At 66.4% G+C, this 15,930-nt stretch carries 16 protein-coding genes; 11 read left to right on the top strand and 5 right to left on the bottom strand.

Annotated elements, in window-relative coordinates; translation table 11 throughout:
- Positions 1 to 274: 274 nt before the first annotated feature.
- The gene (locus OEJ36_RS27965) at positions 275 to 604 is read right to left on the bottom strand and encodes a DUF1820 family protein (protein WP_021222008.1); all 330 of its coding nucleotides are present in this window, start codon (positions 602 to 604) and stop codon (positions 275 to 277) included.
- 128 nt (positions 605 to 732) lie between these two features.
- Here OEJ36_RS27965 and miaB point away from each other — a divergent pair, with 128 nt between their 5' ends.
- The 5 genes from miaB (at position 733) to lnt (ending at position 6,121) form a co-directional block, all read left to right on the top strand.
- The gene (gene miaB, locus OEJ36_RS27960; protein WP_184489641.1) at positions 733 to 2,073 is read left to right on the top strand and encodes a tRNA (N6-isopentenyl adenosine(37)-C2)-methylthiotransferase MiaB; all 1,341 of its coding nucleotides are present in this window, start codon (positions 733 to 735) and stop codon (positions 2,071 to 2,073) included.
- A 90-nt stretch (positions 2,074 to 2,163) separates the two neighbouring features.
- Positions 2,164 to 3,186: a PhoH family protein gene (locus OEJ36_RS27955; RefSeq protein WP_263404287.1), complete on the top strand. Its 1,023-nt coding sequence runs from the start codon at positions 2,164 to 2,166 to the stop codon at positions 3,184 to 3,186.
- A complete protein-coding gene (gene ybeY, locus OEJ36_RS27950; RefSeq protein WP_263404286.1) occupies positions 3,179 to 3,637 on the top strand; it encodes an rRNA maturation RNase YbeY in 459 nt (152 codons plus the stop codon). Before OEJ36_RS27955 ends, ybeY begins: the two co-directional genes overlap by 8 nt.
- Before the next feature lie 21 nt (positions 3,638 to 3,658).
- Positions 3,659 to 4,498, top strand: coding sequence for an HlyC/CorC family transporter (locus OEJ36_RS27945; RefSeq protein ID WP_021222012.1), 840 nt, complete (start codon positions 3,659 to 3,661; stop codon positions 4,496 to 4,498).
- A 102-nt stretch (positions 4,499 to 4,600) separates the two neighbouring features.
- A complete protein-coding gene (gene lnt, locus OEJ36_RS27940; RefSeq protein WP_263404285.1) occupies positions 4,601 to 6,121 on the top strand; it encodes an apolipoprotein N-acyltransferase in 1,521 nt (506 codons plus the stop codon).
- A 70-nt stretch (positions 6,122 to 6,191) separates the two neighbouring features.
- Here lnt and OEJ36_RS27935 read toward each other — a convergent pair whose 3' ends face one another.
- Together OEJ36_RS27935 and OEJ36_RS27930 are read right to left on the bottom strand one after the other, a co-directional pair.
- Positions 6,192 to 6,953, bottom strand: coding sequence for a YdcF family protein (locus tag OEJ36_RS27935; RefSeq protein WP_263404284.1), 762 nt, complete (start codon positions 6,951 to 6,953; stop codon positions 6,192 to 6,194).
- Positions 6,954 to 6,979: 26 nt separating this feature from the next.
- Positions 6,980 to 7,423: a hypothetical protein gene (locus OEJ36_RS27930; protein ID WP_263404283.1), complete on the bottom strand. Its 444-nt coding sequence runs from the start codon at positions 7,421 to 7,423 to the stop codon at positions 6,980 to 6,982.
- Positions 7,424 to 7,664: 241 nt separating this feature from the next.
- Here OEJ36_RS27930 and leuS point away from each other — a divergent pair, with 241 nt between their 5' ends.
- The 6 genes from leuS (at position 7,665) to lipA (ending at position 14,851) form a co-directional block, all read left to right on the top strand.
- Complete coding sequence (leuS, locus tag OEJ36_RS27925; protein WP_263404282.1) at positions 7,665 to 10,286, top strand: leucine--tRNA ligase; 2,622 nt, start codon at positions 7,665 to 7,667, stop codon at positions 10,284 to 10,286.
- 60 nt (positions 10,287 to 10,346) lie between these two features.
- Positions 10,347 to 10,952, top strand: coding sequence for an LPS assembly lipoprotein LptE (gene lptE, locus OEJ36_RS27920; protein ID WP_263404281.1), 606 nt, complete (start codon positions 10,347 to 10,349; stop codon positions 10,950 to 10,952).
- Positions 10,953 to 10,994: 42 nt separating this feature from the next.
- Positions 10,995 to 12,032 carry a DNA polymerase III subunit delta gene (gene holA, locus OEJ36_RS27915; RefSeq protein ID WP_021221479.1) on the top strand — a complete coding sequence of 346 codons (1,038 nt, stop codon included), beginning with the start codon at positions 10,995 to 10,997 and terminating at the stop codon, positions 12,030 to 12,032.
- A gap of 75 nt (positions 12,033 to 12,107) precedes the next feature.
- A complete protein-coding gene (arfA, locus tag OEJ36_RS27910) occupies positions 12,108 to 12,260 on the top strand; it encodes an alternative ribosome rescue factor ArfA (protein ID WP_021221480.1) in 153 nt (50 codons plus the stop codon).
- A 56-nt stretch (positions 12,261 to 12,316) separates the two neighbouring features.
- Complete coding sequence (locus OEJ36_RS27905) at positions 12,317 to 13,621, top strand: lytic murein transglycosylase (RefSeq protein ID WP_263404280.1); 1,305 nt, start codon at positions 12,317 to 12,319, stop codon at positions 13,619 to 13,621.
- A 177-nt stretch (positions 13,622 to 13,798) separates the two neighbouring features.
- Positions 13,799 to 14,851 (top strand): lipoyl synthase, encoded by a 1,053-nt coding sequence (gene lipA, locus OEJ36_RS27900; protein ID WP_263404279.1) that lies wholly within the window; start codon positions 13,799 to 13,801, stop codon positions 14,849 to 14,851.
- Between the two features lie 101 nt (positions 14,852 to 14,952).
- Here lipA and lipB read toward each other — a convergent pair whose 3' ends face one another.
- Positions 14,953 to 15,573 carry a lipoyl(octanoyl) transferase LipB gene (gene lipB, locus OEJ36_RS27895; protein WP_263404278.1) on the bottom strand — a complete coding sequence of 207 codons (621 nt, stop codon included), beginning with the start codon at positions 15,571 to 15,573 and terminating at the stop codon, positions 14,953 to 14,955.
- The gene (locus OEJ36_RS27890) at positions 15,573 to 15,854 is read right to left on the bottom strand and encodes a DUF493 domain-containing protein (protein ID WP_263404277.1); all 282 of its coding nucleotides are present in this window, start codon (positions 15,852 to 15,854) and stop codon (positions 15,573 to 15,575) included. Before OEJ36_RS27890 ends, lipB begins: the two co-directional genes overlap by 1 nt.
- Positions 15,855 to 15,930 lie beyond the last annotated feature (76 nt).

Here is a 15,930-nt window from a genome sequence, read left to right as displayed (position 1 = left end):
AGCGGCAAGCGGCAAGCGGCAAGCGGCAAGCGGCAAGCGGCAAGCGGCAAGCGGCGCAGCCTGAGGGCTCGACGGATATCGTCAACCCCCGGCTTATCTGTTTTCGGAACCTGGATGGTGGACCGCGCTTCACCGGTCCACCATTTCGGAGTCATGCCGAGCATCGGCAGCATGGGTTTCGCTACGCTCGACCCATCCTACGCACTAGCAGCTACGTCGCAGCTCCAAGCCGGATGCTTTTACTTGAAGCTTGCAGCTTGCCGCTTTCAGACTTTTAGCTGCTCTTATCCGGCATCGGCATCGGGAACGGCATGACGTTGCCGGTGACCTTGGCTTCGCTGATCTTCGGCGTGCCGAGGCGTTCGACTTCATCGATGCGGATGATGGCGTGCATGGGCACGAAGCTGCGCACCACGCCTTCGAACTGGGCCTTGAGCTTTTCTTCGCTGGGGTCGACCACCACCTGGGTGCGCTCGCCGAAGACGAATTCCTCTACCTCCAGAAAACCCCACAGATCGCTCTGGTAGATCTGCTTGGCGTACATCTCGTACACCTGGCCCTGGTTGAGGAAGATCACCTTGTAGATCGGGTCGCGCTTGGTCATGGAGGAGGCGGCAGGAGGGGGAAGTTCGAGGGGCGCGAAGCATAGCACGGCTCCGGACGGTGGACGCTAGGAAGCCAGGCGCCTGCCGACTATAATGCGCGGTTCTTCGAACCACCCGACGAACGTGCATGGCCAAGAAGCTTTACATCGAGACCCACGGTTGCCAGATGAACGAGTACGACTCCTCGCGCATGGTCGACCTGCTGGGCGAACACCAGGCGCTGGAAGTGACCGAGCGCGCCGAAGACGCCGATGTCATCCTGCTCAACACCTGCTCCATCCGCGAAAAGGCGCAGGACAAGGTGTTCTCGCAACTGGGCCGCTGGCGTGACCTGAAGCAGCAGAATCCGCAGCTGGTGATCGGCGTCGGTGGTTGCGTGGCCAGCCAGGAAGGGGCGGCGATCCGTGATCGCGCCCCTTATGTCGACGTGGTCTTCGGCCCGCAGACCCTGCACCGCCTGCCGGAAATGATCGACGCGGCACGCAGCACCCGCGTGCCCCAGGTGGACATCAGCTTCCCCGAGATCGAAAAATTCGACCGCCTCCCCGAGCCTCGCGTCGACGGCCCCAGCGCCTTCGTCTCGGTGATGGAAGGCTGCAGCAAGTACTGCACCTTCTGCGTCGTGCCCTACACCCGTGGCGAGGAAGTCAGCCGCCCCTTCGACGACGTGCTCGCCGAGGTGATCCACCTCGCCGACAACGGCGTGCGCGAAATCACCCTGCTCGGGCAGAACGTCAACGGCTACCGGGGTACCACCCATGACGGCCGCATCGCCGACTTCGCCGAGCTGATCCGCGTAGTCGCCGCCGTCGATGGCATCGACCGCCTGCGCTACACCACCTCGCACCCGCTGGAATTCTCCGATGCGCTGATCCTGGCCCACGCCGAGGTGCCCGAGCTGGTGAAGTTCGTCCACCTGCCGGTGCAGGCGGGCTCCGACCGCGTGCTCGCGGCGATGAAGCGCAACCACACCGCGCTGGAATACAAGTCGCGCGTGCGCAAGCTGAAGGCGGCGGTGCCGGATATCTGCATCAGCTCCGACTTCATCGTCGGCTTCCCCGGCGAAACCGAGAAAGACTTCGAAGCCACCATGAAGCTGGTGGAAGACGTCGGCTTCGACTTCTCCTTCTCCTTTATCTACAGCTCGCGCCCTGGCACCCCCGCCGCCGACCTGGTGGACGACACCCCGGACGAGGTCAAGAAGCAGCGCCTGATGATCCTCCAGGGCCGCATCCACCAGCAGGGTTTCGAGATCAGCCGACGGATGGTCGGCAGCACCCAGCGCATCCTGGTCAGCGACTTTTCCAAGAAGGACCCGGGCATGCTCCAGGGCCGCACCGAGAACAACCGCATCGTCAACTTCCGCAGTGCCAACCCGCGGCTGATCGGCCAGTTCGTCGACGTCCACATCGACGACGCCCTGCCCCACTCCCTGCGTGGCACCCTGATCAACGAGACCCTGCACTGAATTCCGAGATGCCCGAGCTTTCACAGTCGGGCACCTGGGTTTATTCTTCCTTTCCTATCCCTGCCGTTCGGCGGCCACATACAGACGACATTGAACGCACCCCTGGATTTGCACCGCTTCACCCTGGAACCCTTTGAAGCCCGTCGCTTCGCCAACCTTTGCGGCCAATTCGACGAGCACCTGCGGCTGATCGAACAGCGTATGGCCATCGAGATACGCAACCGCGGCAACCAGTTCGAACTGGTTGGCGACGCCCAGCGTACCCAGGCCACGGAAAACCTCCTGCGCCGCCTCTACCGTGAAACCGAAGCCAGCGAGCTGTCGCCGGACATGGTCCACCTGTTCCTCCAGGAAACCGGCATGGAGCAGCTGGCCACCCCCGCCAAGGTCGACACCAGCGTCGCCCTGCGCACCCGCAAGGGCATGATCCGCCCGCGCGGCGCCAACCAGCAGCGCTACGTCAAATCGATCCTCGATCACGACATCAACTTCGGCATCGGCCCGGCCGGCACCGGCAAGACCTACCTCGCCGTCGCCTGCGCCGTGGACGCCCTGGAGCGTGAACAGGTCCGCCGCATCTTGCTGGTGCGCCCGGCGGTCGAGGCCGGCGAGAAGCTCGGCTTCCTGCCCGGCGACCTGTCGCAGAAGATCGACCCCTACCTGCGCCCGCTCTACGACGCCCTGTACGAGATGCTCGGCTTCGAGCAGGTGGCCAAGCTGATCGAGAAACAGGTCATCGAGGTCGCCCCGCTCGCCTACATGCGCGGCCGCACCCTTAACAACAGCTTCATCATTCTCGACGAGAGTCAGAACACCACCCTCGAGCAGATGAAGATGTTCCTCACCCGTATCGGTTTCGGCTCCACGGCCGTGATCACCGGCGACATCACCCAGGTCGACCTGCCGCGCGGCACCCGCTCCGGCCTGACCCACGTGATCGATGTGCTGCGTGACGTGCCGGGTATCGCCTTCACCCACTTCAAGTCCCAGGACGTGGTCCGCCACCCGCTGGTGCAGCGCATCGTCGAAGCCTATGACCGCTACGACAACCGCAATCAGCCCAAGCCCAAGCCTGCCGACAACGACCCGGGTGCGATCGACGCCGATGCTTGAACTCGACCTGCAACTGGCCAGTGAAGCCCCCGGGCTGCCCGGCGAAGCCGACTTCCGCCGCTGGTGCGAACTGGCCCTGCGTCAGCGCAGCGCCGACTCGGAGCTGACCATCCGCCTGGTGGACGAGCCCGAGGGCCGCGAGCTGAACCACACCTGGCGGCACAAGGACTACGCCACCAACGTACTGTCCTTCCCCGCCGACGTGCCGGACGAGCTGCTGGATATCCCGCTGCTCGGCGACCTGGTGATCTGCGCCCCGGTGGTGGCCCGCGAGGCCGCTGAACAGGGCAAGGCCCTGGACGCCCACTGGGCGCACCTGGTGATTCATGGCTGCCTGCATCTTCTCGGTTACGACCACATCGAAGATGAAGAAGCCGAAGAAATGGAAGCGCTGGAACGGGATTTGCTGGCTGAACTGGGCCACCCCGACCCCTACCGCGATGACGAATAAGAAGGCACCGAGCAAGGACATATGAGCGAAGATCGATCGAGCAACGGGCACAGGTCCTGGCTGGAAAAGCTGACCCAGGCCTTTGCCCATGAGCCGAAGAACCGCCAGGAGCTGCTTGAGCTCCTGCGTGAAGCGCACCAGAACAAGCTGCTGGACAGCGAAGCCCTGTCGATCGTCGAAGGTGCAATTCAGGTCGCCGACCTGCAGGTACGCGACATCATGGTGCCGCGCTCGCAGATGATCAGCATCAAGGCCAACCAGAGCCCGAAGGAATTCCTTCCGGCGATCATCGACGCCGCGCACTCGCGCTACCCGGTGATCGGCGAGGGCCTGGATGACGTGATGGGCATCCTCCTGGCCAAGGACCTGCTGCCGCTGATCCTCCAGGACCCGGAGCGCCCCTTCGCCATCAAGGACATGCTGCGCCCGGCGACCTTCGTCCCCGAATCCAAGCGCCTCAACGTCCTGCTCAAGGAATTCCGTGCCAACCACAACCACATGGCCGTGGTCATCGACGAATACGGCGGCGTCGCCGGCCTGGTGACCATCGAGGACGTGCTGGAGCAGATCGTCGGCGACATCGAGGACGAGCACGATGTCGAGGAAGACAGCTACATCAAGCCGCTGCCCAGCGGCGACTTCATCGTCAAGGCACTGACCCCGGTGGACGCCTTCAACGAATTCTTCGAAACCGATTTCTCGGAAGACGAGTTCGACACCGTCGGCGGCCTGGTGATGGGCGCCTTCGGCCACCTGCCCAAGCGCAACGAAGTCACCCAGATCGGCGATTTCCGCTTCCGCGTGCTCAACGCCGACAGCCGCCGCCTGCACCTGCTGCGCCTCAGCCCGCTGTCCCGCTGAGACCACGCCGCGCCCCGCTTCACGGCGTGGGCGCGGCCCGGCTAGACTGCGCCGCGATGAACTCCCCGGGCGCGACCGCGCCACCAAGCCCAAGGACTGTGCATGAACTGGATCACCCGCCCCGGCTGGCCGGGCAACCTGCTGGCCCTGGCGGCCGGCGCGCTCACCCCGCTCGCCCTCGCGCCCTTCGATATCTGGCCGCTCTCGCTGCTGTCCCTGGCGTTGTTCTACCTCGGCCTGCGCGACCTGGCGCCCAAGGCCGCCTTCATCCGCGGCTGGTGCTACGGCTTCGGCCTGTTCATCGCCGGCACCAGCTGGATCTACGTCAGCATCCATGACTACGGCGCCGCCTCGGTGCCGCTGGCGGCCTTCCTCACCGGTGGCTTCAGCGCCGGCGTCGCCCTGTTCTTCGCCCTGCCCGCCATCGTCTGGGCACGCTGGTTCCGCCGCAGCGAAGCGCCCTTGGCCGACGCCCTGGCCTTCGCCGCCCTGTGGCTGGCCCAGGAGGCCTTCCGGGGTTGGTTCCTCACCGGCTTCCCCTGGCTCTACGCCGGCTACAGCCAGCTCGACGCGCCCCTGGCCGGGCTCGCCCCGGTGGGCGGCATGTGGCTGGTGTCCTTCGTCCTCGCGCTGACCGCCGCCCTGCTGGTCAACCTGGTGCGCCTGCGCACACGCCCGGGCTTCCTCGCTGCCGGCCTGGTGCTGCTGGTCGCCCCCTGGATCGCCGGCCAGGCCCTGAAAGGCCATGCCTGGACCAAACCCGCCGGCGAGCCGCTGAAGGTCGCCGCGCTGCAGGGCAACGTCGAACAGAACATGAAGTGGGACCCGGAGCAGCTCAACGCCCAGTTGGCGCTGTACCGCGACATGACCTTCAGCGCCGAGAAGGCCGACCTGATCATCTGGCCGGAAACCGCCGTGCCGGTGCTCAAGGAATACGCCGATGGCTTCCTCTCGGTGATGAACCGCTTCGCCCACGACCGCCAGGCCACCCTGATCACCGGGGTGCCGATCCGCCAACTCAACGAGCGCGGTGAAAAGCGTTACTACAACGGCATCACCGTGATCGGTGAAGGGGAAGGCACCTACCTCAAGCAGAAGCTGGTGCCCTTCGGCGAGTACGTGCCCCTGCAGGACATGCTGCGCGGCCTGATCGCCTTCTTCGACCTGCCCATGTCGGACTTCGCCCGTGGCCCGGCCGACCAGCAGCCGCTGCTGGCCAAGGGGTACCGCATCGCCCCCTTCATCTGCTACGAGGTGGTCTACCCGGAGTTCGCCGCCGGCCTCTCGGCCAACAGCGAACTGCTGCTGACGGTAAGCAACGACACCTGGTTCGGCACCTCAATCGGCCCGCTGCAGCACCTGCAGATGGCGCAGATGCGCGCCCTGGAAGCCGGCCGCTGGATGATCCGCGCCACCAACAACGGCGTCACCGCGCTGATCGACCCCTTCGGCCAGATCACCGCCAGCATCCCCCAGTTCCAGAAGGCCACCCTCTACGGCGAAGTGGTGCCCATGCAGGAGCTGACGCCCTACCTGAAATGGCGTGCCTGGCCGCTGGTGATCCTCTGCGGCCTGCTGTTCGGCTGGGCCCTGCTGGCCAGCCGCATCGCCAAGACCGTCTGACCCCGCGCCCCGGACCGTAACCGGGGCCGCACCACCGTAGCCCGGGCTTCAGCCCGGGACGCACGGAAGCTCAGCGATAGACCAGCGGATAGGCGATCAGCCCGATCCACTCGTTGAGCAGCATGCCGTTCCTCCATACCGCTGGCGCCTCGGGCAACCAGCCACCGAAGGGCTGCGAGACCGGCACCCCATAGGCGCCCGTGGGCGCCGTCACCACCTCCAGCCCCACCTTCTCGAAGCACCAGCGCGCCCGCTGCATGTGGTGCGCCTGGGTCACCAGCACCACCTTGTCGATGCCTTCGGCCTTGAGGATGCGTGCGCTTTCCACGGCATTTTCCCAGGTGGTGCGGCTGGTCCCTTCCTGCCAGCGCACGGGCACGCCGAGCTCCTGCTCCAGGGTCCTGGCCATGATCGCCGCCTCGCTGGGCGGGGTGCCGTAATGCAGGCCGCCGGAGGTCAGCACCGGCAGGCCGCTGGCCTTGGCCAGGAAGGCCGCATAGCGCACCCGCTCCATGGCCAGGAGGCTGGGCTGGTCCTCGCCCCAGGCGGGGTCGCCACGCATGCGCCCGGCACCGAGCACGACGATGGCCTGGGCACGCCCGGCCAGGCCGCTCCACTCATCCCGGGTCAAGGATGTTTCGGTTTCCAGCGCCCGTGCCGACCACTCGACCACCACCGGCAGGCTCATCGCCCACAAGCCGCCAAAGCCCAGCACGAAGCAGCACAGCGCCAGGCGCGGGCTGCGCCGGCGCAACCACCAGCCGGCCAGCAGAAGCAGCAACAGGCCACCGGGCGGCAGCAGCAATTGTTTGAAGAAATAGCGAATGGGCATCGGGCACCTCCAAAGGTGCGCGAAGCCTAACGGGGATTACCGGTACGGAAAAGCTGCGAACCGCAGGTGGGACAGGCCTGCACGCCCTGGCCACGCTGCCAGCTGGCAGCCGCGCCACAGAGCGCACAAACCAGTTGCTGGCGGCGCTTGAACAGGGGTTTGGCGACACGTGGCGAGGCCGTGGGCGCCTTGGCGGCGGTGCGAGTGACTTTGGATTTGGCCGGCTGCTGCTCGATCAGCGCCAGCTCTTCGGCGGCCGCATGCCAGCCACGCAGCCAGTGCAGGTCGTTGTCGAGGTAGGCGCGGATCAGTTCGAGCTCGGCGGGGGTCAGTCCCTTGAGCTCCAGTTCGCGGGGGTGTTCGTCACGCAGGCGGACGGCGGTGTCGGCTTCATCCAGGGCGAGCGCCAGGCGATGCAGCAATCGCTCGTAGAGCCCGCCCGCCGATTCCGCCCGCCGCAAATCGCCCATCTACCACCACCTCGTTACCGCATCCGACTTTTACAAAGCTAATGAATAGCTTAGCGCCAGGTGCCGAACCGGCAGGCTGCCGCGACAAACGGTGGGCCGCGCCCGGGCGGCGGACAATCAGGGTTTCCCTCAGCAGAGGGGGGTCATGTATGCTACGGCGCTCGAATTTCCTTTTCAGATCAGGCCTACCGAATCCGGGACAGCAGCGGATCTGAATGCCCATTTCTCAGCGCAAGTAGCCATGCACGAAAACTACCAGCCCCGCGAAATCGAAGCCGCCGCGCAATCCCACTGGGATTCGCAGAAATCCTTTGTAGTCAGCGAACAGCCCGGCAAGGACACCTTCTATTGCCTGTCGATGTTCCCCTACCCGAGCGGCAAGCTACACATGGGGCACGTGCGCAACTACACCATCGGCGACGTGATCGCCCGCTACCAGCGCATGCAGGGCAAGAACGTCCTGCAGCCCATGGGTTGGGACGCCTTCGGCATGCCGGCGGAAAACGCCGCGATGAAGAACAACGTCGCCCCTGCCAAGTGGACCTACGAAAACATCGACTACATGAAGACCCAGCTGAAAAGCCTGGGCCTGGCGATCGACTGGTCCCGCGAAGTCACCACCTGCAAGCCGGATTACTACCGCTGGGAACAGTGGCTGTTCACCCGCCTGTTCGAGAAAGGTGTCATCTACCGCAAGAACGGTACCGTCAACTGGGACCCGGTGGACCAGACCGTACTGGCCAACGAGCAGGTCATCGACGGCCGTGGCTGGCGTTCGGGCGCGCTGATCGAGAAGCGCGAAATCCCGATGTACTACTTCAAGATCACCGCCTACGCCGATGAGCTGCTGAGCAGCCTGGACGACCTGGATGGCTGGCCCGAGCAGGTCAAGACCATGCAGCGCAACTGGATCGGCAAGTCCCGCGGCATGGAAGTGAGCTTCCCCTACGACGCGGCCAGCATCGGCCAGGCCGGCGTGATGAAGGTCTTCACCACCCGCCCGGACACCCTGATGGGCGCCACCTACGTGGCCGTGGCCGCCGAGCACCCGCTGGCCGCCATCGCCCTGCAGAAGCTGCCGGCCGACAAGGCCGCCGAACTGCAGGCCTTCATCGATGAATGCAAGCGTGGCGGCGTCGCCGAAGCCGACATCGCCACCCAGGAAAAGAAAGGCCTGCCGACCGGCCTGTTCGTCGAGCACCCGCTGACCGGCGAGAAGCTGCCGGTGTGGGTCGCCAACTACGTCCTGATGAACTACGGCGAAGGCGCGGTGATGGCCGTGCCCGCCCACGACGAGCGCGACTTCGAGTTCGCAGCCAAGTACGCCCTGCCGGTGAAAGCCGTGGTGCGCACCAGCGCGGGCGACGAAACCCCGGTCCCGTGGCAGCCCGCCTATGGCGAGCATGGCCAGCTGATCAACTCCGGCGAGTTCGACGGCCTGGACTTCCCCGGTGCCTTCGACGCCATCGAAGTGGCCCTGCAGAAGAAATCCCTCGGCCAGGCGCGCACCCAGTTCCGCCTACGCGACTGGGGCATCAGCCGCCAGCGCTACTGGGGCTGCCCGATCCCGATCATCCACTGCCCGAGCTGCGGCGACGTGCCGGTCCCCGAGGACCAGCTGCCCGTCGTCCTGCCCGAGGACGTGGTGCCGGACGGCGCCGGTTCGCCGCTGGCCAAGATGCCCGAGTTCTATGAGTGCAGCTGCCCGAAATGCGGCACTGCGGCCAAGCGCGAAACCGACACCATGGACACCTTCGTGGAAAGCTCCTGGTACTTCGCCCGCTACGCCTCGCCCCATTACGACAAGGGCATGGTCGACCCGGCCGCCGCCAACCACTGGCTGCCCGTGGACCAGTACATCGGCGGTATCGAACACGCCATCCTGCACCTGCTCTACGCGCGCTTCTTCCACAAGCTGATGCGTGACGAAGGCCTGGTCAGCTCCAACGAGCCGTTCAAGAACCTGCTCACCCAGGGCATGGTGATCGCCGACACCTACTACCGCACCACCGAGAACGGCGGCAAGGACTGGTTCAACCCGGCCGACGTCGAAGTCGAGCGTGACGCGAAGGCCAAGGTCATCGGCGCCCGCCTGAAGACCGACGGCCTGCCGGTGGAAATCGGCGGCACCGAGAAGATGTCCAAGTCGAAGAACAACGGCGTGGACCCGCAAGCCATGATCGACGCCTACGGTGCCGACACCTGCCGCCTGTTCATGATGTTCGCCTCGCCGCCGGACATGAGCCTGGAATGGTCCGACTCCGGTGTGGAAGGTGCGAGCCGCTTCCTGCGCCGCGTCTGGCGCCTGGGCCAGGCCCACGTCAATGCAGGCCTGCCGGGCAGCCTCGACGCCGCCGCCCTGAGCGATGCGCAGAAAGAAGTACGCCGTGCCATTCACCTGGCCATCAAGCAGGCCAGCCAGGATGTCGGCCAGCACCACAAGTTCAACACCGCCATCGCCGCCGTGATGACCCTGATGAACGTGCTGGAGAAAGCCGCCCAGGAAACCGCCCAGGACCGCGCCCTGCTGCAGGAAGGCCTGGAAACCGTCGCCCTGCTGCTGGCCCCCATCACCCCGCACATCAGCCATGAGCTGTGGCGCGAACTGGGCCACGCCGACGCGATCATCGATGCCACCTGGCCGAAGGTCGACGAAAGTGCCCTGGTGCAGGACACCCTGCAACTGGTGGTCCAGGTCAACGGCAAGCTGCGCGGCCAGATCGAAGTGCCGGCCGACGCCAGCCGCGAGGCCGTCGAGGCCACCGCGCGGGAAAACGAGAACGTGCTGCGCTTCACCGAGGGCCTGACGATCCGCAAGGTCATCGTGGTGCCGGGCAAGCTGGTCAACATAGTCGCCAACTGATTGAGCCCGGGGCCGCGTGTGGAGCGCGGCCCCGGTACGTTCGCCAAGGGGAAAACAAAGATGAAGAAACGGAATCTGCTGGTCGTGGGTCTGGCCGTGATGCTCAGTGCCTGCGGCTTTCAACTGCGCGGCACCGGCGACACCCGGTTCGCCCTGAAGGAAATCGACGTCACTGGCCGCAACAGCTACGGCGAGACCGTCAAGCAGGTGCGCGAGCTGCTGGAGAAGAGCAACGTCAACGTCCACGCCGGCGCGCCCTACACCCTGGTCCTTGCCCGCGAGAAGGAAGACCAGCGTACCGCCACCTACACCGGCTCCGCGCGCAGCGCCGAGTACGAGATGAGCTACACCGTCGACTACGAGATCCGCGGCAACAACGACCTGCTGCTGCTCAGCGACCGCATGGACGTGCAGCGCTATTACACCCACGACAGCAACAACCTGATCGGTTCCTCCCAGGAATCCAGCCAGCTGCGTGAGGAAATGCGCCGCGAAGTGGTGCAGCAGCTGGCCATGCGCCTGCAGCTGATCACCCCCGAGCGTCTGGACCAGCTGCAGGCCGAAGCCGAAGCCAAGGCCAAGGCGGAAGCCGAAGCCCTGGAAGCCGAGCGTCGCGCCGACGAGGCCAAGCCGCAGCAGTCTCCGCTGCAACTGCCCATCCAGTAAGGTGCACGGGGCCGCTACTGCGGCCCCGGTCATTTCCCGCCCATGAAGCTCAACGCCGCCCAACTCAGCAAGCACCTGCAAGGCACCCTCGCCCCTGTCTACGTCGTCAGTGGCGACGAGCCGCTGCTGTGCCAGGAAGCCTGCGACGCCATCCGCATGGCCTGCCGCGAGCGCGACTTCAACGAGCGCCAGGTCTTCAACGTCGAGACCAGCTTCGACTGGGGCCAACTGCACGAGGCCGGTGCCAGCCTCTCGCTGTTCGCCGACAGGCGCCTGCTCGAGCTGCGCATCCCCAACGGCAAGCCCGGGGACAAGGGCGCCGCCGCCCTGCTCGAATACCTCTCGCGCCCGCCGGAAGACACCCTGCTGCTGGTGAGCCTGCCCAAGCTGGACGGCAGCACCCAGAAGACCAAATGGGCCAAGGCGCTGATCGACGGCCCCAATGCCCAGTTCCTGCAGATCTGGCCGGTGGACGCCCACCAGCTGCCGCAATGGATACGCCAGCGCCTGGCCCAGGCCGGCCTCGCCGCCAACCAGGAAGCGGTGGACCTGATCGCCGCCCGCGTGGAAGGCAACCTGCTGGCCGCCGCCCAGGAAATCGAAAAACTCAAGCTGCTCGCCGAAGGCGGCCAGATCGACGCTGCCACCGTGCAGGCCGCCGTTGCCGACAGCGCCCGCTTCGACGTCTTCGGGCTGATCGATGCCGCACTCAATGGCGAAGCCGCCCACACCCTGCGCACCCTCGAAGGCCTGCGTGGCGAGGGCGTGGAAACCCCGGTGATCCTCTGGGCCCTGGCCCGCGAGCTGCGCCAGCTGGCCGGCATCGCCCAGCAATACAGCCAGGGCGTGCCGCTGGAAAAGGCCTTCGCCTCCGCCCGCCCGCCGGTCTGGGACAAACGCCGCCCGCTGGTCAGCCGCGCTTTGCAACGCCACCCTGCCTCGCGCTGGAACCAGTTGCTCAGCGACGCCCAGCGCATCGACGCGCAGATCAAGGGCCAGGCCGCAGGCGACCCCTGGATCGGCCTCGCGCACCTCGCGCTCAGCCTCGCCGGCCAGCGCCTGCCCATCCCCGCCGCCTGACACTGGACATCGCCCGCACTCGGGCGCAAGATGCGCGCGCCTGCAACCCCGCAGGCGCCCAGTGGAGATCCGGCCATGGCCAAGCAGCGCAAGAAACCCAACAAGGCGAAAAGCATCATCGCCCAGCCCCTGTTCCGCAGCCGCCAGGAACAGCCGGCAAAAGGCAAAGGCAGCTACCGCCGCGAAGCCTCCCGTAACTGGGAGGCTTCTTCGCTTCTGGCCGCCTGAAAAGGGCCATCCGTGTTAAGGTCGCGGCTTGTTTTTACAGCTGTCGAGACCGCCCCATGCTCCTCGCCCCCGTACCCGGCCTGATCCTCCGCAGCCTGGCAGTGGCTACCACCCTCGCAGTCCTCAGCGCCTGCGCCGACACCCCGAGCAACGCCGCCCCCCTGGCCAGCGCGCCCGTCCAGCCCGCCTCCCCCTCCGCACAAACCACCGTGCAGCAGCTCGCGCCTGACGTCCTGCCCGACGAAACCTTCGAGCAATGGCGTGACCGTTTCCGCCAGGAAGCGCTGGCGGCCGGCATCCGCGCCACCATTTTCGACCAGGCCTTCCAGGGCGTCGAACCGGACCCTGCCGTGGTCAAGGCCGACCAGAGCCAGCCCGAGTTCACCCGCCCGGTCTGGGAGTACCTCGAAGGCGCCATGTCGCCCTACCGCGTCCGCAAGGGCCAGGCCCTGCTGGCGGAACACGCGCGGATACTGGACGCCATCGAGCAACGCTACGCCGTCGACCGCCAGACCCTGGTCGCCGTCTGGGGCATGGAAAGCAGCTTCGGCCAGTTCATGGGCGACAAGTCGGTGATCCGCTCCCTCGCCACCCTGGCCTACGAAGGCCGCCGCCCGGCCTTCGCCCACGCCCAGCTGATCGCCGCCCTGCAGATCATCCAGCACGGCGACATCAAGCCCGGCGGCATGCGCGGCTCCTGGGCCGGCGCCATGGGGCAGACCCAGTTCATCCCCACCACCTACAACACCCACGCCGTGGACTTCGACGGTGACGGTCGCCGCGACATCTGGAACTCCACCGCCGACGCCCTGGCCTCCACCGCCCACTACCTGCAGGCCTCCGGCTGGCAGAAGGGCAAGCCCTGGGGCGCCGAAGTGCGCCTGCCCGCCGGCTTCGACTACGCCCAGGCCGACACCGAGATCCGCAAGACGGTGGCCGAGTGGCAGGCCCTCGGGGTCAAGTCTCCCCTGCCCGCTTCGCTGGCGCAGGAACGGGGCTACCTGCTGCTGCCGGCCGGTTATCGCGGCCCGGCCTTCCTGGTGCTGGACAACTTCCGCGCCATCCTCAAGTACAACAACTCCTCGTCCTACGCCCTGGCCATCGGCCTGCTGTCCCAGCGCTTCGACGGCCAGGGGCTGATCGCCGGCACCTGGCCCAAGGGTGACAAGCCCCTGAGCCGCACCGAGCGCATCGAGCTGCAGGAAGCCCTGGCCAGCAACGGCTACAGCCCGGGCACCGCCGACGGCATCATCGGTGCCAACACCCGCAAGGCGATCCGTGGTTACCAGCAGCGCCTGGGCTGGCCAGCCGATGGCTACCCCAACCAGGAACTGCTCGGCGAACTGCGCAAGGTACGCTGAGCCCCGCCTTCGCCCGGCCACCGGACCCTCCTGCGGGAAGGCCGGCGGCAAGGGCTGACCGCCTGGTCATTTGTCTCCAGGTGGCTGCCAGTCTGTATCCACCTTTGTGATAAACTGCGCCACCCCCTTTTTTTGCCCCCGTGGCAGCCAGCTGAGCCTCTAGCGGAGCCAGTTCAGATGTCCGACACAGCCTCGCCAAAACCCGTCGCCAGTGGCGAAAAATTCCGTAATGCCGAGGGCATCACCGCGATCAAGGATGGCCAGAAGCGCCGCCCTTCGGCCGAGCCGCAGGTATTCGAACCCAAGCCCAAGTGGCTGCGGGTCAAGGCGCCCGGTGGCAGCCGCTTCGACGCGGTCAAGCGCAATGTCGGCGAACACCGCCTGAGTACCGTGTGCCAGGAATCCCACTGCCCGAACATGGGCGAGTGCTGGTCCAACGGCACCGCCACCATCATGCTGATGGGTTCGGTGTGCACCCGCGCCTGCCGCTTCTGCGCCGTGGACACCGGCAACCCCAACGGCTGGCTGGACAAGGAAGAGCCGCAGAACACCGCCAAGTCGGTGGAGCTGATGGCGCTGCGCTACATCGTGCTGACCTCCGTCGACCGCGACGACCTCGACGACGGCGGCGCGGCCCACTACGCGGCCTGCGTGCGCGCCATCAAGGAGCGCACCCCGAACGTAGTGGTGGAAGCCCTCACCCCCGACTTCAACGGTGACCTGCAAGCCATCGAGCGTGTGGCGGACTCCGGCCTCGAAGTGTTCGCGCAGAACGTCGAGACGGTGAAGCGCCTGACCTACGAAGTGCGCGACCCCCGCGCCGGCTACGAGAAGACCCTGCGCGTGCTGGAGCATGCCAAGCGCCATCGCCCCAGCCTGCTGACCAAGACCAGCCTGATGCTGGGCCTGGGCGAGACCGACGAAGAAGTGCTCGAAGCCATGGATGACATGCGCGCCATCGGCGTCGACATCCTCACCCTCGGCCAGTACCTGCAACCCACCCGCAACCACCTGAAGGTGCAGCGCTGGGTCAGCCCGGAAGAGTTCAACCGCTTCCGCGACATCGGCCTGGAGAAAGGTTTCATGGAAGTCGCTGCCGGCCCGCTGGTGCGTTCCAGCTACCGCGCCGACCGGGTGTTCGAGAAGAACAACCTGGGCCTCGCCGCACCGGTTCCGGTACCGGGCCAGCCCCTCGACACCAACCTGATCCCCGCCCTCAACCTGGGCTGAGCGGACACGGCACGATGCCCCGGGAAACCGGGGCACAGTGCAACCAAGGGAAATCAGGTTCTAGAAAAAAGGCGCCCTCAAGGCGCCTTTTTTGTGCCCGCTTAGCGCGGGTAGAGCCGGTCGCGCAGGACGCGTTCCAGCCGCTGCGCCACCTCGTCGAACGACGGCGGCGAGTCGAGCAGCTCGCGGAGCTGCACCATCTTCAGCCCGGCGTAGCCGCAGGGGTTGATGCGCTGGAAGGGCGACATGTCCATGTCCACGTTCAGTGCCAGGCCATGGAAGGAGCATCCACGGCTGACCCGCAGCCCCAGCGAGGCGATCTTGTCGCCCGCGACATAAACGCCGGGCGCGTCCGCCTTGGGCGCGGCCTCGATACCGTATCCGGCCAGCACATCGACCAGGCTCTGCTCCATCGCCGTGACCAGTTCGCGCACGCCCAGTCCCAGGCGGCGCAGGTCGAGCATCAGGTAGCCCACCAGCTGGCCGGGGCCGTGGTAGGTGACCTGGCCACCGCGATCCACCTGGACCACCGGGATATCCCCGGGTGCCAGCAGGTGCTCGGCCTTGCCGGCCTGCCCCTGGGTGAAGACGCGGGGGTGCTGCAGCAGCCAGATTTCGTCGGGGGTGCTGTCGTCGCGCTCAGCGGTCAGGCGACGCATCGCCTCCAGGGTCGGCAGGTACTCCGCCAACCCCAGATGACGCACGATGAGTTCAGGTGCCACTAGAGCACCATGTGCACACGGCCGGTGGCCCGGAGGTCGCTGTGGATGGCCTGGAGCTGGTCCACGCCCGTGGCGGTGATCAGCACCTGCACGGAGAGGAAGCGGCCATTGCGGCTGTCACGCGCCACCAGGGTGGTGACGTCGAGGTCCGGCGCATGGCGCTGGATGATCTCGATGACCAGGTCGGAGAAGCCCTCGCCGGCATCGCCGATCACCTTGATCGGGTAGCGCTCGCAGGGGAATTCGATTTTCGGGGGTTGTACGTCGGTTTCGTCGGTCATGGCGGCGGCGGACTCGTGGCCCGCGATGCGGACGCCCCGCCACCCGGATGGGGGGCGGGGCGTCGGCTCAGTAGGT

This window comes from Pseudomonas sp. PDM13 (assembly GCF_025685765.1).
Classification (GTDB): Bacteria; Pseudomonadota; Gammaproteobacteria; order Pseudomonadales; family Pseudomonadaceae; genus Metapseudomonas; species Metapseudomonas solani.
Note: the sequence above shows the minus strand (reverse complement) of the source record. Positions and strands in the feature narration are given on the sequence as shown.